Genomic DNA, 18,750 nt, shown 5'->3' on the forward strand with positions numbered 1-18,750 from the left:
ATCAGATAATACTAGATATTTTACTCTATAAATAATTATAATAGAATATGATATGGTTATAGTTGAGACAGAAAAGGTGTGTTCCTAGGGGGGGTCTAGGTGGCGCCTTGCTTTTTGTGACATCTAAGCAGGAGTGCCTACTCTTTTTTGTAAATATGGGGGATGAGGAAGGTTATCATGAGCAAAATGCAGAAAAAAACAGACGTTATCTTAATTGGTGCCGGGGTCATGAGCGCGACTTTGGGATCATTACTGAAAGAGTTAGCACCTGAATGGGAAATCAAAGTCTTTGAAAAACTCGCAAATGCAGGAGAAGAAAGCTCTAACGAATGGAATAATGCAGGTACGGGCCATGCTGCACTATGCGAGCTTAACTATACATCCGAAAAATCTGATGGATCTATAGATATTAGCAAAGCTATAAAAATTAATGAACAGTTTCAGCTTTCAAGACAGTTTTGGTCTTATCTTGTAAACAGCAATCTGATTCGTAATCCACAGGACTTTATCATGCCAATACCTCATATGAGTTTAGTACAAGGGGAAAAAAATGTATCGTTTTTGAAAAAACGTTTTGAAGCGCTTTCAAACAATCCGCTGTTTCAAGGGATGGAATTTTCTGATGACCCTGAAAGGCTGAAGGAATGGATTCCGCTGATCATGGAAGGTCGTACATCGAATGAACCGATGGCGGCAACAAAAATCGACTCTGGAACGGATGTCAACTTTGGTGCTTTAACACGTATGTTGTTTGACCACTTACAGAGTAAGAACGTCGAGGTAAACTACAAGCATAGTGTTAAGGATATTAAACGTACTAGCGGTGGCTCGTGGGAAGTGAAAGTGCATGATATCGATAGCGGTAAAATCGAATACCATACTGCAAAATTTGTCTTTATCGGTGGTGGGGGCGGAAGTCTGCCTTTACTACAAAAAACCGGTATTCCTGAGTCAAAACATATTGGAGGATTCCCGGTAAGCGGACTATTTATGGTATGTAACAATCCGGAAGTTGCAGCGCAGCATCATGCAAAAGTATACGGTAAAGCTAAGGTTGGCGCTCCTCCAATGTCTGTTCCGCATCTTGATACAAGATATATCGATAACAAAAAAACATTGCTGTTTGGACCGTTTGCCGGCTTCTCACCAAAGTTCTTAAAAACTGGTTCAAATTTTGATTTGATAGGTTCCGTAAAACCGAATAATGTTTTCACTATGTTGGCTGCAGGCGTAAAAGAGATGGCATTGACAAAATATTTAATCCAGCAAGTTATGTTATCGAATGAAAAGCGCATGGAAGAATTACGCGAGTTTATTCCGAATGCCAAAAGCAAGGATTGGGATATAGTGGTAGCCGGCCAACGTGTGCAAGTTATCAAAGATACTGATGCTGGTGGTAAAGGAACACTTCAATTTGGTACAGAAGTTGTTAGTGCTGCTGATGGCTCGGTAGCTGCATTGCTCGGCGCTTCTCCAGGTGCTTCTACTGCCGTTCACGTTATGCTTGAGGTATTAGAAAAATGTTTCCCACAACATATGAAAGAGTGGGAAACGAAAATAAAAGAAATGATTCCTTCTTATGGTGTGTCACTAGTGGAAAACCCTGAGATTTTCCAAGAAGTTCATCATTCAACAGCGCAGACGCTGGGTCTACACGAGAAAGAAACGGTCTATTGTTAATTCTTTGGATGTAGAAACAAAGGTATTTAATGAAAAACTTTAAGTAACAAAAGTTGTTTGAAAATAAAATAGTTATTTAAAAATTGAGGCGATATGAAAGATTTCATATCGTCTTTTTCCATATTATATAATAAACGCATAGAATATTCAGTTATTTGATGTTTTACAAACGAGCAGTATGGAGGAAGAAAAATGAAGATAATAGAGCTACCAATTGAATGTGAATGTAATGGACCAAAAAATTACATTTATCCTAGCTTAATTATATTGAATAATGAACTAACCTTGGTCGATACAGGGTATGCAAATTTTTTAACTTTAATTGAAAATGAAATTTTAAAAAATGGATATGAAATGAAGGATTTAAAGAATATAATCATTACTCATTATGATGATGATCATATAGGTTCCTTATATGATTTCAAAGAAAAGTATCCTTGGATTAACATTATAGCTAGTGAAATTGAATCCAAATACATTAGTGGTGAAATGAAGTCAGAGAGATTGGTTCAAGCCGAAGAAATGCTAGAAAGTATGCCAAATGAAGAAATCGAATTTGGTAAATGGTTTATACAGCAATTAAAGAATTTGAAGCATGTTTCAATTGATGAAAAGGTACATGATGGTGATATGATTTTAGATAACAAATGTAGAGTAGTAGCAACACCAGGGCATACCTCAGGTCATATTTCATTATATTTTCCAAGTTTAAAAAGTGTAATTACAGGTGATGCAGCTGTTAATGAGGGGCATGAATTGGTCATTGCTAATCCACACTTTTGTTTAAGTGTTGAGAAAGCAGAATGGTCTTTGAGAAAGATTAGAAACCTTAAAGTTGAAACTTACTATTGTTATCATGGCGGGAAATTTTCTAATTATTGAAGTCTCCAAAGCACCAGTGCTTTGGAGAGCCGTTTATTCAAAAAATAGATATAAGTTGCTTGGTTTTATGACTTCATCTCCTGCATAAATGATCCAGTCCGTTAAGTGCTCGAAATCTAGATTGTATGAAGTTCCTTCAGTCATATATTTGATAAAATATGGATGGTTAATGAGTACTCCGTGGATGTTATCTTCTGTAATGTTCTTCATTTCAAACCACATGTGTTCACTTTTGTCTTCTTCGTAATTTGTTGAATAATTAGAGTCTTATATTTTACTGCAGTACATAAATAAAATAGGCCGTGAATATACTGTGGATATGTTGTATGACTTTAATAAGGATAGGAGTGAATAAGCAATTATAAAACAAAAGATACGCGTTCTTATTTCCGGTGCGAGCATTGCTGGGCCGGCACTAGCATATTGGCTTCACCGCTACGGTTTCGACGTGACTGTAATAGAACGGGCGCCCGCATTGCGCCCAGGTGGATATGGTGTTGATATCCGTGGTGTAGCCATTACGGTGCTTAAACGGATGGGGATTCTCGATCAAGTTCGTGCAGCTGACACGCACATGACTGGTGTTTACTTCGTGAACAGCAAAGGTAAAATCGAAGGTCAAATAAGCGAAGCGAGTATGGGGAACCAGCAGGGGCTGGATATCGAAATCATGCGCGAGGACCTTAGTCATATTTTGTACGACTTGACCAAGGATACGATCGAATATATTTGGGACGATTCGATTACCGCTATACATGAGACCGAAGCCGGTGCAGAAGTCCAATTTATTCGTGGCAAGCCGCAGACATTCGATTTGATCATCGGGGCGGACGGGCTCCATTCCAATGTGCGCAACTTAATTTTTGGTGACAAAGAACAATTTAAGCGTACTCTTGGCTGTTATATCTCGATTTTTACCCTCGAGAATTATCTTAACCTTGATCACCGCCAGCTACTTTATACGATGCCAGGCAAAACTGTAGGTATGTATAGTGCCCGTGATAATACTGAAGCAAAGGGTATGTTCTTGTTCAAATCAGAGGAACTGAAGTACGACCGCTATGATGTGGAAGCCCAAAAGAAACTTGTAGACAATGCTTTCCAAGGTCATACGGGTTGGGAAACTCCGCATCTACTCAAAACTATGAAAGAGGCAACAGACTTTTACTTTGATGAGATTTGCCAGATTGATATGCCAACATGGTCAAAAGGTCGGATTACATTGGTAGGTGATGCGGCGTATGGCCCATCACCACTTTCGGGTCAAGGCTCTAGCCTGGCACTTGTTGGAGCTTATGTACTAGCTGGTGAACTCAAAGCTGCGCATGGCAATTACGAACGTGCCTTTGTTGCCTACGAAAAAGAGATGAGAAAGTTTGTTGAGGAAAACCAAAAAATAGGGTTGATAGCTGCTGGAAGTATGATCGAAACATCAAAATCCAAAATCTTGCTGCGCAATTTCATGTTGCGTGTACCTATCCTTATGGGTGGAATGTTTAAGATGGTTACGAAAATGATGACGAAAGCTTCCAATGCGATTGAACTGAAAGATTATTGATATGGATATTTACTGCTGAGTGATAATAAAGTATTTCTAATACTGTCTGTTTTTAATCAAACTTTATTTCGAAGCTACACAATCATGTTAATCGGCAATAAATCCATTTAAAAACACACCAAGAGAGATATCATGATGACACCTCTTTTAGTGTGTTTTTTGTAATGTGTAATAAGAAAAAATTTCAACTCTAAGTGCCCGATGAAAATAAAGTTGTAGACTGAACTGTAATTTGATTGATTAAGCTAACGGACAGATTATGAAGATGGGAATGAGGGGAACTTATGGATTCAAGGAAAGCATCTTTGAGCTTCGAGAAAGCCAATTGTGGTGGTTTTCATGGAGGCGCCATTTATACAATTATCGTCAACAGGCTTCGGGCTGCTGGTTGTGTTTTCGCTGAAGATGAAGCTCAGTTGCTCATTTCTGCGGCCAGGACGCCGAAGGATCTCACCGCTATGGTGGACCGACGAGTAGCTGGTTTGCCCCTCGAACACGTTATCGGCTGGACGAAGTTCTGTGGTTTGCGGATAGCGGTGGACCCGGGAATCTTCGTACCCCGTAACCGCACTGAGTTTCTCGTCCGCCAGGCTGCCGCTCTTACCCGGCCAGGATCTGTCGTAGTTGACCTATGCTGTGGTTCGGGGGCGTTGGGCGCTGTACTAGCCGCAATGCAGGAACGGATTGAATTATACGCATCTGACATTGATCCTGCTGCGGTGCGGTGTGCTTTGCGCAACGTCACTGCAGCTGGTGGTTATGTGTATGAAGGTGACCTCTATGAACCGTTGCCCGTCATACTGCAGGGCCACATCGATGTCCTGGTTGCGAACGTACCTTATGTACCCACCGAGGCAATCGGGTTGCTCCCCCCGGAGGCGCGTATACACGAAGCGCGTGTGGCGCTCGACGGGGGAACGGACGGGCTTGATATACAGCGGCGGGTGGCAGCTGAGGCGCCACTTTGGTTGGCACCTGGCGGTCATTTGCTCATCGAGACGAGTGAGCAGCAGGCGCCGCATACCGTCGAGATATTCACTCACAATGGGTTGATACCGCAAGTGGCTCATTCGGAAGAGTTGGATGCTACCGTGGTCATTGGAACGAAGATGCAAAATAAAAGTACATAGTCATCCAATGAAAACGTGGAGGGGAGGATTATACAAATTTAGCAAGTTGCTTATAAATCTCTACAATTTCTTCAAGCCTCATTCTTACTAACCCGCTTGAGGATGGAGCAACAAAATCAATTGTTCCAGGTGTAACGGGCCCAGGCTGCTGTCCCCACGGAGCTACTTTTTGTCCGCTATATTCTAGATAAACACCTTTCCCAACAAAACAAACTACTTTTGGTTTTAACCGTATAATTTTTTGTTTTAAAATTTCTTTTCCTTCTTTGTACTCTTCCTTTGTAATTTCATCCGCTGCCTTAGTTGGTCTTGCTACTATGTTTGTAAGCCCCATATCCAGATTCAACAGTTTATAATCTTCCGAAGCCTCATATTTTTTGGGGGTTAATCCTGCTTCATAGAGAATTTTCCAAAAGCGATTATTGGGATTGGCGAAGTGATGTCCTGTCTCACTTGAGCGAATGCTTGGATTAAAGCCGACAAATAAAATGTTTAAATCTTCTTTAACATAATCATTAACGGGGTTCAAGATTAAACCTCCTCTTTTATGAAATTTAAACGTATAAAGTTTTTTTTAGTTTACCACAATTTCTGGAATACACTTCCTATTAAAAGATGTAAGAGGGAAGTTTAAGTGAATATAATACGGAAAAACTCATAATGTTCCGGTTGCTATCTGAAAGGCGTTTTCGCACGAGTGAGAGTGGATTCTACATCTACTTCTCCTCGTGTTTTTTTATTTCTTATGAGGAACAATTGTATCTTCTACTTCTTAATTAAGAAATAGTTAAGAAGTAGTTAAGTCCCATTTAAACCTTTTTTCCCATAATAAAATTATAAGCGTACAAGAAGGTTGGTATTTTTAGATGAGTACAATAATCAAAACTATGAATGTAATGAAGGTATATGGCAATCAGTTAAACACCTTACTATAAAGGAGGGATTTGAAAATGTCTTTTTCCCAATTCAATATTGATATTTTTCGAGCAATTAATGATTTAGGTAAACAATATTCATTCCTAAACTCAGCCATGGTATTTTTGGCAGAATATATGGTATATATTTTTGGTTTAATTATTATAGCTTATTGGTTTACCGGGTCCAGAAAAAGTAGGATGATGGTTATTCAAGCGATGGTTGCTTTTGTGATTGCTGAGGTGATTGGAAAAATAGCAGGGAAATTTCATTTGAATTATCAACCGTTTGCAGTATTGCCTGATGTTAATAAACTTGTCGACCATGCTGTAGATAATTCATTTCCTAGTGACCATACGATTCTCTTTTTTTCAATTTGTTTTTCGTTTTGGCTTGTTCGTAAAAAGACGGGGTGGTTATGGATTATACTTGCATTTTGTGTAGCGATCTCTCGTATTTGGGTAGGGGTTCATTATCCTTTTGATGTTGCAATAGGGGCTTTAATAGGATGTGCTTCAGCGTTATTTTCGTATTGGTTAGTACCGAAATTTTCTTTTATCAAGCAATTGCTTACTCTATATGAAAGAGTAGAGAAACATGTTTTACCATCCAAAAACAAATCAAAGGGATTTTGAGTATACAAGTATAAAAACCTTTAAAGAGGCTGAGCATAAATCTCAGCCTCTTAGTATATTGTTGTACTTATTCAGCTTTTTTCATAGCTCTCATAGATTCAGCCACTTTAACCATCATGGAACATTCGACTCTCTTACGGAAGATGTCACAACTGAAATCGTAGATTCCATTGATGGAGCCGGTTGCATGCAGTGCGTTGGCAGGGCAACCGCCACTGCAGTAAAGCTTCGCCCAGCAATCCTGACATTCTGGCTTTGAATAGCAATTGTTTTCTTTAAATTGGCACTGCGTCTCTTGTTTTGTGATTCCATCCCAGATGTTTCCCATACTGTATTCTTGGTCCCCGACGAATTGGTGGCAAGGGAAGAGCTCGCCCCATGGTGTGACAGCGAGATATTCGGTTCCTGAGCCGCATCCGGAAATTCTCTTTTGAATGCAAGGGCCTTCAGAAAGATCAAGCATGTAATGGTAGAAGGTGAAGCCATTGCCTTCTTCCCCACGCTTTAGCATTTCCTTGGCGAGAATTTCATACTGGTTGTAAATCTCAGGGAGGTCCTCCTCGGTCAGTGCGTATGGTTCCCGGGGATCACAGATGACCGGTTCCATCGAGAGTTTGTCGAAACCGAGATCTGCGATATGAAAAATGTCATTGGTGAAGTCGACGTTGTTGCGAGTGTAGGTTCCACGCACATAGTATTCTTGATCTCCACGCTTTTCGACGAATTCTTGGAACTTTGGAACGATATAATCGTAGCTTCCTTTTCCAGTTACTGTTTTACGCAGGTGATCGTGGACTTCTTTTCTACCATCAAGGCTTAATACGACATTGTACATTTCCTTATTCAAGAAATCGGTGACCTCATCGTTTAAGAGCATGCCATTTGTAGTGAAGGTGAAGCGGAAAGTTTTTTTGTACTCTTTTTCTTTGCTTCTTGCGTAAGTGACAATCTGTTTAACAACTTTCCAGGCCATGAGCGGTTCTCCGCCGAAGAAATCGACGTCGAGGTTTCGGTGGTGACCGGAGTTTTCCAATAAGTAATCAATAGCTCTTTTGCCAACCTCATAGCTCATAATCGCTCTGCTTCCATTGTATTTTCCTTGGCTGGCGAAGCAGTATTCACATGACAGGTTACATGTATGTGCGACATTGAGGCAGAGGGCCTTTACATAAGTTTGGCGATTTCTTAAATCAATTGAAAGGTCTTTATATTCATCCTCAGTAAAGAGTTGCCCATCATTTTTCAACTCTTCGAGATCTGCGATTGTTTCTCGAATGTCCTTCTCAGAGATAGCGGAATCATATGCGTATTTTTCTAGCATCATTGTTACGATTTCTTCCGCAGAAGTAGTCTCATAAAGCGCGATGATTCCATAGGTGAGATCGTCGACAACATGTACCGATCCACTGTAGGTATCGAGTACGATGTTGTATCCGTTTAGTTTATATTGATGAATCATACTTGATAATCAAGCTCCTTTTATCTATAAAGTAAAACTTCCCTCAATAGGGCTTCTTTTACTGCCTGTTAATACGGGATAAAAATGGCCGCCCATCTGGAAAGCAGTTGGGCGGTCCGTTTTTTGTTTTCTATCTGTTCATTGTGTTTTCACACTTTTGATTTGCAACTCCGCAAGACGTTTTGCAAGCTGATTGGCAAGATGTTTGGCATGCACCACATCCACCATGTTTTACCGTATCCATCAGTTTACGAGTGCTTAGTGTTACGATTCTTTTCATAGCGTATCACTCCTTTTTAAAAATATTTTTTTAAGAAACAAGCTCAATATTTGTGAATGTTTTCACATTTAAAATCACTTTTTGTGAAATGTTTCACATTGATAGTTAAATTTTGTGAGTACTTTCACATTAATTCCAGTAATAATTTTAACAACACCTTTGGTTCACGTCAATCATTCGCAGTCTTTTGATACTGCAGAAATTCCACTTGATTGTGCTTCTGCTTTTTCTTCGCCACTTTTTTGTCAAATAAGTAATAGGGAATGTAATCCCCACTTCAAGCGGTGCCAGCTAGTCAGTGGGGAAGAGGGCTAATGGAAATCTGTATGACGATACGTTTCTTTTCCTTCCAAAAGAGTAAGTAAAATTTTTGTTTTATAAATATCATGTTTTGAAACTTCAAATAAGTTTTTATCTAATACAACAAGGTCTGCTTTTTTGCCAACTTTAATAGATCCAGTTTCTTTCTCTAAAAAGTTTGCATACGCTCCATTTATTGTATAACTCTTAATTATATCCTCTAAGCTTACTTTTTCCTTTGGATTCAGAACATGTTTTGAATTTGTATTTTGTAAATCTGTACGAGTTATCCCCATCTGAATGCCAGCTAAAGGAGAAAAGTATGCTCCTTGTGTAATCGGATAATCACTAGAAGAAGCCATTAAGACGCCTTTTTTTATGAAACTTTTCATAGGATATTGTTTATTTGCACGCTCTTCTCCTAACAAATCGACAGCTAGTGAAAAGTATCCCTCATCTTTGAGAAACCATGTTGGTTGGGGAACTCCAATGATTCCTAGGTCTTTAAAGCGCTTGATGTCATTTTCTTTTACTAATTGTAGGTGTGTAATCTTATGACGACTATCACGTTTTCCATTCTGTTGCTGGGCAGCTGCGAAGGCATCTAACGTTTCTGTTGTTGCAGCATCACCTATAGAGTGAATATGAATTTGGAAGTTCTCTTGATCTAGCGTCTGAATCATATGTGTATATGCTGTTTTCTCCCAAACTGGAACACCATAATAATTTGGTTTATTGTTATACGGCTCATGTAAATAGGCCGTTCCTCCTTCGATGACACCGTCCATAAATAGTTTAACAGTATTCATTTTTACTAATGGACCTTGTAATTTTTCACGCTGTTTCTTTACATATGGAATACGATCCTCGCCTTCACTTGGTTGAATTGTAAGTGCAAGGTTATGCCGAACAGATAATGATTGTTCCTTTTCAAGCGTTGTTAAGGCCTCAATAACAGCGTCCTGTTGCGGGACAACGACATCATTCACTTGTGTGTACCCATTACTTGCCGCCAGCTGCTGGAAAGTTTTTAATGCTTCTTTATATTGTTCCGTATTAAATTTCGGTAATTTGTTTAAGACAAGATCTGTTGCTGTATCACGAAGAGTACCGGACGGTTCCCCGTTTCCATCACGTTCAATTACTCCTCCATCAGGATTTTGAGTATCCTTTGTAACCCTTGCTATTTCAAGAGCTTTAGAGTTTACCCAAACCGAATGATAATCCTCTGAAATTAAAGCGACGGGAATATCTTTGACAACAGCATCTAATAATTCTTTTGTCGGACCCGTTGGCGGGAAAAGGGTATTGCTCCAACCAGCACCGTGTATCACTTCTAAATCGCTGTGTTCTTTAGCATATTTGTCCACAGTTTGAATATATTCTTCAATTGTTCTAACATTTACTAAATTGACAGAATAAAGAGAGTTCACTGTTTCGGAAGCATGAAGATGACTATCAACAAAACCTGGAAGTAACATTTTCCCCTTTAAATCAATAATTTTTGTATTCTTTTTCTTATACTTCTTTACACCTTTTGTATCACCAACATATACAATTTTCCCATGTGCAATCGCAACGGCTTCTGCCCAAGGTTGTTTTGCTTCTACCGTATAGACATTTCCGTTTATAAAAATGGTGTCTGCTATCTCTCCTGTTGGTTTCATTGCTGGCCCAAATCCTACTAACATACAAATCACAGTTAGACTAATGAAAAAAGAAATTAACTTTTTCAATGTATCAACTCCAATTCTTTGTTATTTTTATTTGTTCCTTATTTCGCTACTTCAATTACAGAAGTTCGCTGATGATAAAATCAATTCCTATAGAATGAAGTCCACATTATAAAGGAAAATTCACTTTCTTTTTCCTACAATAAGCGGCTAACAATTTCTGATAGTAGTTATTACAATTTAAATACGGAAAATTCAGAAAGTTTTTTAGAAAAAAGAGAGGGTGGTATTTGAGAGCGTTTACTTAAATTAACCCGCATGAAATCTAAAATTCCCCAATAAAGGAGGCTATTAAGATGAAATTAATCAACCCAATGAATGTGATTGACGAGAGTCGTATTCATTCATTGCATATCTGGTTAATATTTTGGTTGTTCATTGTGATTGCATTTGATGGATATGATGTTGTTATCTACGGGGCAGCTGTTCCTTCTCTTATTAAGGAATGGGGGATATCGGACGTTACAGCAGGAGCAATTGGTAGTTATACAGTCATAGGGACAGCGATAGGTGCTGCTGTCTTCGGATTGTTGGCTGATAAGATTGGTCGCAAGAACATCATATTATTAACTACACTCTTATTTAGTCTTTTTACACTCTTATCTGGTTTTGCGAATGGTCCCTTCATGTTTACGATCTTCCGTGTTATCGCTGGTATTGGGCTCGGTGGAGTTATGCCGAATGTAATTGCTTTAGCAACAGAATTCTCTCCGAAACGGGTTCGAACTGCTATTGTCTCGTTTATTTTTTGTGGATATTCAGTAGGGGCTATGGCTGCAGCGCTTATCAGTCGTTCGCTGCTTCTGACGGCAGGGTGGAAACCTGTCTTTTGGTTAGCTGGTATTCCGTTATTGTTTATCCCATTTTTAATGAAAAATATTCCAGAGTCCGTTGGTTTCCTTTTGGAGAAAGGTAAGGAAGAAGAAGCCAAAAAGGTTATTTTTAAGGTGGATCCGAAATTAGCAAAAGAAGTGACAATCGAATTTGTAAAGCCCCCAGCTAAAGAGGCTGGTTCTCCTGTTATTAAGTTATTTGAAGAAAAACGCGCGGTAAGTACAATTATGTTTTGGATTTCATGTTTTAGTGCTTTTGTATTAATTTACTCCATGAATACATGGTTACCACGACTTATGATGCAGTCTGGTTATGATCTCAAATCAAGTCTTTCGTTTACAGCCGTCATGCAGATTGGTGCTATTGTTGGAACGGTTATTTTTGGTCCAATAGTGGATAAGCTCGGCTTTAAAAAGGTACTCGTACCATTGTTTTTCTGTGGAGCAATTGCATTATCGTTAATCGGATTTGCGAACAATATGTTTGTTGGATTCCTGTTAATCTCAGTGATTGGTGCTTCATCTGTTGGGCTACAGAACATGTCCAACGCATTTGTTTCTCAATATTATCCTAGCAGTATGCGGTCAACAGCGATCGGCAGCACAATGGCTTTTGGTCGTCTTGGCGGTGTCGTGGCTCCTACCTTCGTCGGCGTTCTTCTTTCTATGCATTTCATGCCTCAATATAACTTTGCGGCGATTGCGAGTGCAGCTGTGCTTGGCGGTATAGCAATGCTATTCGTCAAAGAACAACATGGAGTCTATTATAAAGAGAAGAAACAGATAGAAGGGGGAAATAGCAATTTAACTTCAGCTAAATAGTCTATAAAGAATCCCGGGGATTAATTTCTTCGGGATTTAAAAATGTTTGGAGAAGAATCTTCGTGTATTTCCTTTCTTATTATGTATCTCTTCTTTTACAATAGATAGAAAAGGTGAAATGGAGGAGATGGTTCATGTCTGACAACAAGAGAGAGAAGTTAATGAAAAAAGTAGAATACCATTTGCGTACTACATCGCGTCAGCTTATTAAAATTGACACTGAAGAAGAAGCGCTTCAGTATTTAACCGATTCTTTTTGTTCTGAACTATATTGTGACTTCGTAGCCGTAATTTTAAATGAAGGAGGGGAGTTTCTGCCCAAAGCATGGAGTGGAAATTTATCTTCCTTAGCTTCAGCCTTTCCTCTTCATTCTGATGAATGCTCTCCGAAATTTCTATATCAAAGCATAACGGATCAAACTGCAGATTCTCCAGAGGTGTGTATCCTGGCAGAAACATTGAAACACGCTGGTGTGAAGACTTGGTTTACCGTCCCGTTAAAAGATGATATCCAGCATTTTGGTTTTTGTATCGTTGCGTTTTTAAGTTATGTTCCTCTTTTGGATATGGAGATATCGTTTGAAGAGTTTGGAAAGGACATAGCTGTGGCTATGGCAGTGGCTAGACAGAAGGAAGCACAGTTAAAAAAAATCGAAGGATTTGGATGGATTAGTAAGAATCTTTCGCTTGATGTACCATTAGAGCAGCATATAGCTGAGTTAACTTCTAAGGCCGGAATTGGAACAGATGCGAACTTTTCGTGTATTTATCTTTATAACGAGGAGGAAAACTGTTTTGTTTTTCAGCCGCCCTCGTATGGGGAAATGGAGCGTCCACAGAAAATTATGGTTGAGGACAAATATGTACTCAAGGAGCACTTTCCATTTTTTGAGACAATTGGCGGTAGTCAGTTGACTGTTCCATTGGTTATTGATATGAAACCCATTGGGGTTCTACATATTGAGAATAAACGTGAAGGGGTCTTTACGAAAGAAGATTTAAAAGCACTGGAAATGCTTGCTAACCACTTGGCTACTATACTCGATAATGCAAGGCTGTATAATGGCGAGAAAGAACATAAGCAACGTCTCCATTTTCTTTTAGATTATCAACAAGCTTTGTTAAAAGAAACTGTCGAGGATAACAACTTTGAAGGGATTACGACAATGCTTGGCAATCTGTTTCAGGATTCTGTTATCATTTTTGACAGGTTTATGCAACCTATTTCATTTAACACTGAAAAAACTGAGAACGGTAGTCAATTGATAGAACAACTAGCTGAATTGGCAAGAGAAGAGCGAGGAAAACAAAGAGTCACCGATGCTTTCAATGTTAGTGACCCGAAACATGTTGGTTATTGTTTTTCCTTTTGGATGATCAATGGTGGCGGCAATTTACTAGGTTATTTAGCAGTACGAAGGCCTAGTTGGGAAATGGATGAATTTGATCAATTGATGGTTGATTTAGCCCGAAATATTTGCTCCATTCAGTTTATTAAACAAAAGTTGGTTCTAGATACAAAAGAGCAGATGAAAGACAGCTTTATTAGTAAATTGCTAATTGAAAAAATAGAAAATCGAGATAGCATTCTACAGTATGCAAACTTGTATCAATGGGATCTTTTCAAAAAACATCGAATTGCTGTATTATCAATTTCTCTGGAAGAGAAAGAATTAAAAAACGGTAATCTACTCGAACAACAGGCGAAAAAATCACTTATATGGGATTTAATTAAGTCGCGTCTCCCGGAGCTAGGCACTGGTATTCTATCTGCCGCCCATAATGAGGAGCAACTTTTGATTGTACCTATTGAAAAAGAGAGAAACGACTCAAATAAATTTTGGGAATCGCTATATCATAGCATCAGAAAATGGATAGGCTCATCACCTATTGCCTGTAGAGTGTTAATAGGGATTGGTGGGATCACGCATAAACTAGAAGACTATTATATTAGTTATCAGCAGGCTATACAGGCTCTAAACATCTTGGACAGTCGTTTCCGAAAAAATGGGTTTGCACGATTTGAAGATTTAGGATCTTATGTAATCTTACATCATTTGAATCATTCCCCTGCCGTAGATCTATTTATTCATAAACAGATTGGCCCTCTTCTTAAATATTCAGAAGGGAAAAATATTGATTTATACCATACACTTCATGTCTTCTTACAAAACAATGGAAATGTAAAAAGCGCTGCAGAAGAACTCTATATTCATAGGAGTTCACTTTTGTACAGGCTTGAAAAAATTGAGTCGCTCATATCAGTTGATTTAAATCATGCCGAAGTAAGATTCAATTTAATGATGGCGCTTAAGCTTTACGATATGTATGGGGATGCAATGGGATGACATCGGTCTCCTTCGTAACTTACGTGCTGGAAAAATAATTCGAATAATCAAAAAATGAAGGAGGTCCGTGTTTTATTTACCACATACATTCTTTTGATATACAGAAGTACGTTCAATTAGATCAAAGGAGGTTTCACTTGATGTGAAATCTCTTTTGATCTTTGGTTTATATATAAATCCACTTTGATTTTTCGACACATAAGTCGTTGCTATGCAGAATACAACATGTTAGCTACTAACCTGCTCCTTTTGTTTAAAACCTCGCATGTGGTAGGAAAAGGGCCTGACCGCTGCTATGCGTGGCCAGACGCTCTCGCCCTTCCTTAAAAAGAAAAGGATTTTTATGTAATTTTTTCAATTTGGATTTATATATAGCGGCTAAGTAGTTACGTATTTTTTATGTAATTGTTTTTTAAAACTTGTTACACTATTTATAAGGGTATTTGTTAAGGAACTATAGATTTGGAAGTGATATGTATGAGGAAATATAAAATAGGAGAAGTCGGAAAGGAATTTGGGGTTTCAATAGATGCTTTAAGATTTTATGAAAAGAAAGGATTCCTCAAACCACAAAAAGATAAAGACACTGGTTTTAGATTTTATACATATGAGGATTTTGGGCTGTTTTTAGCAATTAAAAATTTCCGCCAAATGGGATTTCATGTTAAAGAAATTGGATCTATTTTTAACGGTTTAGAATTAGATGCCATAATAAAAAAATGTAATGATAAAATAGCTGAAAAAAACGAAACAATAAAAAAGTTAGAATTAGAAACAAAACAAATTACTGAGTTTATGAGCTTATTAGAAGAATATAAACAAGAAGATAGGCAATGGTTTATCAAGCCAGCTGGAACTTATTATTTTCTTAAACATGTTCATTTAGATGAAGGAACGATGTGTGTAAATCCTCTATTAAAAAAATGGTTGGCCTTTTTGCCAACTGTGTATCCAGCATTATACATTCCACTTGAACAATATAAAATGAAAAATATGAATGATAGTTATTGGGTAATGGCTATCTCTGAATTGAAAATGAAAGAACACCAGCTACCTATTGATGGATCGGTTTTACAAGTAGATATGGGGGAGTGTTTGCATTATTTATATGAAAAAGATGCGAATGAACCTTTGTCAGAATTAATTTTAGATGAGCCGTTACATATTATAGAGGAATTTGGTTACGTTCTTAACGGGGATATTTTATGTCGGTACGTTTGTGAGACAAAAGGTCAAGAGAGGACAGTTGAACATTATATTATTATGATCCCTGTTATTATGTCTAAAGATAATAAGTAATATCATAATTGATGTGTGAAAGATATGAATAAAAACTGCATTCCAATTGTTAGACATCTTCTACAATTGGAATGCAGTTTTTTTGATAACCGAAAAGCAGGGACTTTTACTCATTATTAATTAAGGTTTATACAAAATTTATGAATAAATGAAATAAAGATATTGACCCTAGTCTTAGACCATAGTTTATAGTGAACTCATGCAGAAAGCGCTTTCAGAAATAAGGAATATCTGAAATGTTTAAAACAAATATTGGAGGTCGTAAATATGAAAAATATTGTTCTTTTATGTAATGCAGGTATGTCTACGAGTATGTTGATGAACAAAATGAGAGGGTATGCAGAAACAGCAAACTATAACTGTGAAATTAACGCCTATGCATTAGCTGAAGCACAAAATGTTGGACAATCAGCAGACATTATTTTATTAGGGCCACAAGTTCGATATGCCTTAAATACTGTGAAAGGTCAATTGCCAGGAAAGCATATTGAAGTTATTGATATGGCAGCTTATGGCATGTTAGATGGGAAAAAAGTAATTGAACAAGTGAAAAAAGTATTAGGAGATTAAAATTTATATTTTGTGAATGATTAAAGTGCTGTATATGATTTATCCCGCGCTAACGGGCAGCAAGACTCCGCCTCAGGATTGAGAGAAGGTAGGTGGTGGATAACTGCCCGCAAAAGCCCGATTGGTTCGACTAACATAAAGTGAAAAGATACATATTCTTAGGGTGGTGATCGTCTGAAACAGAGAAGGAAATTTCCGATTGCATGTATGGTTTTAGGGATTTTTGTAGGTGGTTTAGCACTTTCTGGATGTTCATCAGAAAGTAAAGATAAGGCTTTGAAAGAATCAGATGTAACGCTTATAACTAATGTTCTTCCAGATGGAGAAGTAGGCGCTGCTGTCATTTGTGATTTTGGAGATACGATAGATAGTTCAAAACTAACAAAAGATAGTTTTAAAGTGGAAGTAGAAGTGAATGGGAAACCTAAAAAGAGAACGATTTCTAAAGTCTATACAAATAATAAAGTCGCAGTATCAGAGTCTTCAAAAGAAGGACAATATGTTGTGATTGAATTAGATACAAAAGATGAGTATGCATCTACTTCGACATTTAATGAAGAAAAGTTTTTAAGTACAAGAGATAATTTGGATTATACGGTAACCCTTACGAAAGAAGTTAAAACAAAAGAGGGGATCGCTTATAAAGCATCAGAAAAGAAAAATAAAATTTCAAATGTAGTTACTCCTGTTGTAGATGATTTTAAAAAGGGAGTATACCAAGATGCTTCTGGAAGCAAAATGCAATATAGGCTTTTTGAACCTAAAAAGGAGCCTAATAAAAAGTATCCTCTAGTATTATTTTTACATGGATCAGGTGAACGAGGTAATGACAATTATATGCAAGTGGTAGGAAATGAGGGAGCTGTAGCATGGGCTAATCCACAGCAGCAAAAGAAAAACCCTGCATACGTACTAGCTCCTCAAGTCAAGGCAGCTGAAAAACTTACAGCATATTGGACAGAGGAACCAAACTATACTACCATGTTTAATTTATTAAAAGAGACCATTGATAAATATGATGTTGATAAAAATCGTATTTATGTTGTCGGTATGTCCAATGGTGGAATTGGGACATGGAATATTATTAAGAAGAACCCGGATCTTTTTGCAGCTGCTGTTCCAATCTGTGGAATAGGAGATTTTAACGGGAGTAATCTAGTTGGTGAATATGAACCATTAAAAGATGCTTCCGTATTTAAAGAGATTAAAGATATGCCAATTTGGGCCTTCCATGCAGAAGATGATCCACTTGTCGATGTGAGATATAGCAGAGACGCTGTAAACGCTATTAAAGAACTGGGTGGTTCTTCAATTAAGTATACAGAATATCCAAAAGGAACAGTTAAACCAATGGGGCATTCCTCTTGGATACCAGCCTTGCAGGATAAAGAGATGGTAAATTGGTTATTTAATCAGTCAAAATAGTCTTTCAAACAGATTCATTAGAAAAATATCATTTTACTAATGAATATGCCGCATTGATATTTTTATAAGTGTATAAGGAGATTATACGATGAATAAAAAAATATTATCGTTTTGCTTGTTAGCTTCTTTAACAATCTCTCTATTTGGATGTTCACCAAACAAAGATCAACAAGTTGGAGGGAAAAAAGAAGAAAAACCTGTTGAGCTTTATTTGGTAAGACACGGACAAACAATGTTAAATACGACTGATAGAGTGCAGGGGTGGGCAGACTCGCCCCTTACTAAAGATGGCGTTGAAGTAGCAGAGTACCTTGGTAAAGGTTTGAAGGGAGTACAATTTGAAAAAGCATATAGCAGTGATAGTGGACGTGCTATAGAAACGGCAAGAATTGTATTAGATCAAAGTGAAAATAAAGACATGGATATTATCCAACGGAAGAATTTGCGAGAAGCATGTTTCGGTGAGTTTGAAGGAGAGTTGAATCATACTTTTCGAGAGAAACTTGCAAAAGCTAATAATATGACATTAGAAGAATTTATGAATAATTTCGATGTTGATATTATGCTTAATACTGCAGCTAAGATTGATAAAAGTAAACAGGCTGAAAGTACTGAAACAGTTTCAAAGAGATTAAGAAAAGAAGTCGATAAAATTGCAGAAGAAGTAGCTGGAAATGGAGGCGGTAAAGTACTTGTTGTATCACATGGAACATCATTAATGGGATTGTTATACACAATATCACCTGAATCCCTCAATGAGGTTGAGAAGGGGCTAAACAATGCGAGCGTTTCAAAAGTTGTGTATAAAAATGGGAAATATACAGTTCAATCTGTAAATGATATGAGCTATGTGGAAAAAGGAAAAAAAGCAAACTAATTAA

General features: G+C 37.7%; 15 protein-coding genes and 1 pseudogene. 11 read left to right on the plus strand and 5 right to left on the minus strand.

Features of this window, described 5'->3' with window-relative positions:
• Positions 1-177: 177 nt before the first annotated feature.
• Together WAZ07_RS20205 and WAZ07_RS20210 are read left to right on the plus strand one after the other, a co-directional pair.
• Positions 178-1,680 carry a malate:quinone oxidoreductase gene (locus WAZ07_RS20205; RefSeq protein ID WP_336473868.1) on the plus strand — a complete coding sequence of 501 codons (1,503 nt, stop codon included), beginning with the start codon at positions 178-180 and terminating at the stop codon, positions 1,678-1,680.
• A 192-nt stretch (positions 1,681-1,872) separates the two neighbouring features.
• Complete coding sequence (locus WAZ07_RS20210; protein ID WP_336473869.1) at positions 1,873-2,562, plus strand: MBL fold metallo-hydrolase; 690 nt, start codon at positions 1,873-1,875, stop codon at positions 2,560-2,562.
• Positions 2,563-2,595: 33 nt separating this feature from the next.
• On the opposite strand, the pseudogene WAZ07_RS20215 reads toward WAZ07_RS20210, so the two are convergent.
• Positions 2,596-2,811, minus strand: a pseudogene (locus tag WAZ07_RS20215) (DUF2314 domain-containing protein); the annotation flags it as partial.
• A gap of 112 nt (positions 2,812-2,923) precedes the next feature.
• Here WAZ07_RS20215 and WAZ07_RS20220 point away from each other — a divergent pair.
• Together WAZ07_RS20220 and WAZ07_RS20225 are read left to right on the plus strand one after the other, a co-directional pair.
• On the plus strand, positions 2,924-4,120 hold the full coding sequence (locus tag WAZ07_RS20220) for an FAD-dependent monooxygenase (protein ID WP_336473928.1): 1,197 nt from the start codon (positions 2,924-2,926) through the stop codon (positions 4,118-4,120).
• Positions 4,121-4,404: 284 nt separating this feature from the next.
• Entirely contained in the window at positions 4,405-5,250 is an 846-nt protein-coding gene (locus WAZ07_RS20225) for a putative protein N(5)-glutamine methyltransferase (RefSeq protein WP_336473870.1), read from the plus strand.
• 28 nt (positions 5,251-5,278) lie between these two features.
• Here the strand turns inward: WAZ07_RS20225 and WAZ07_RS20230 are convergent, their stop codons facing one another.
• Positions 5,279-5,779 carry a mismatch-specific DNA-glycosylase gene (locus WAZ07_RS20230; RefSeq protein WP_336473871.1) on the minus strand — a complete coding sequence of 167 codons (501 nt, stop codon included), beginning with the start codon at positions 5,777-5,779 and terminating at the stop codon, positions 5,279-5,281.
• A 421-nt stretch (positions 5,780-6,200) separates the two neighbouring features.
• Between WAZ07_RS20230 and WAZ07_RS20235 the strand changes: the two genes are divergently transcribed.
• Positions 6,201-6,800: an undecaprenyl-diphosphatase gene (locus WAZ07_RS20235; protein WP_336473872.1), complete on the plus strand. Its 600-nt coding sequence runs from the start codon at positions 6,201-6,203 to the stop codon at positions 6,798-6,800.
• A gap of 67 nt (positions 6,801-6,867) precedes the next feature.
• Here the strand turns inward: WAZ07_RS20235 and scfB are convergent, their stop codons facing one another.
• The 3 genes from scfB to WAZ07_RS20250 all read right to left on the minus strand — a co-directional run bounded on the left by scfB (position 6,868) and on the right by WAZ07_RS20250 (position 10,530).
• Positions 6,868-8,259 carry a thioether cross-link-forming SCIFF peptide maturase gene (scfB, locus tag WAZ07_RS20240; RefSeq protein WP_336473873.1) on the minus strand — a complete coding sequence of 464 codons (1,392 nt, stop codon included), beginning with the start codon at positions 8,257-8,259 and terminating at the stop codon, positions 6,868-6,870.
• Positions 8,260-8,389: 130 nt separating this feature from the next.
• A complete protein-coding gene (gene scfA / locus WAZ07_RS20245) occupies positions 8,390-8,539 on the minus strand; it encodes a six-cysteine ranthipeptide SCIFF (protein WP_081625642.1) in 150 nt (49 codons plus the stop codon).
• A 311-nt stretch (positions 8,540-8,850) separates the two neighbouring features.
• Positions 8,851-10,530 (minus strand): amidohydrolase, encoded by a 1,680-nt coding sequence (locus tag WAZ07_RS20250; RefSeq protein WP_336473929.1) that lies wholly within the window; start codon positions 10,528-10,530, stop codon positions 8,851-8,853.
• A 338-nt stretch (positions 10,531-10,868) separates the two neighbouring features.
• Between WAZ07_RS20250 and WAZ07_RS20255 the strand changes: the two genes are divergently transcribed.
• The 6 genes from WAZ07_RS20255 to WAZ07_RS20280 all read left to right on the plus strand — a co-directional run bounded on the left by WAZ07_RS20255 (position 10,869) and on the right by WAZ07_RS20280 (position 18,746).
• The gene (locus WAZ07_RS20255; RefSeq protein WP_336473874.1) at positions 10,869-12,227 is read left to right on the plus strand and encodes an MFS transporter; all 1,359 of its coding nucleotides are present in this window, start codon (positions 10,869-10,871) and stop codon (positions 12,225-12,227) included.
• Between the two features lie 134 nt (positions 12,228-12,361).
• Positions 12,362-14,575, plus strand: coding sequence for a helix-turn-helix domain-containing protein (locus WAZ07_RS20260; RefSeq protein WP_336473875.1), 2,214 nt, complete (start codon positions 12,362-12,364; stop codon positions 14,573-14,575).
• A gap of 477 nt (positions 14,576-15,052) precedes the next feature.
• Positions 15,053-15,874 (plus strand): MerR family transcriptional regulator, encoded by an 822-nt coding sequence (locus WAZ07_RS20265; RefSeq protein ID WP_336473876.1) that lies wholly within the window; start codon positions 15,053-15,055, stop codon positions 15,872-15,874.
• A gap of 267 nt (positions 15,875-16,141) precedes the next feature.
• Positions 16,142-16,444 (plus strand): PTS sugar transporter subunit IIB, encoded by a 303-nt coding sequence (locus tag WAZ07_RS20270; RefSeq protein ID WP_336473877.1) that lies wholly within the window; start codon positions 16,142-16,144, stop codon positions 16,442-16,444.
• A gap of 207 nt (positions 16,445-16,651) precedes the next feature.
• Positions 16,652-17,869: a prolyl oligopeptidase family serine peptidase gene (locus WAZ07_RS20275; RefSeq protein ID WP_336473878.1), complete on the plus strand. Its 1,218-nt coding sequence runs from the start codon at positions 16,652-16,654 to the stop codon at positions 17,867-17,869.
• An 88-nt stretch (positions 17,870-17,957) separates the two neighbouring features.
• Entirely contained in the window at positions 17,958-18,746 is a 789-nt protein-coding gene (locus WAZ07_RS20280) for a histidine phosphatase family protein (RefSeq protein WP_336473879.1), read from the plus strand.
• The last annotated feature ends 4 nt before the right edge of the window (positions 18,747-18,750 follow it).

Source organism: Bacillus bruguierae, assembly GCF_037104725.1.
GTDB lineage: Bacteria > Bacillota > Bacilli > Bacillales > Bacillaceae_G > Bacillus_A > Bacillus_A bruguierae.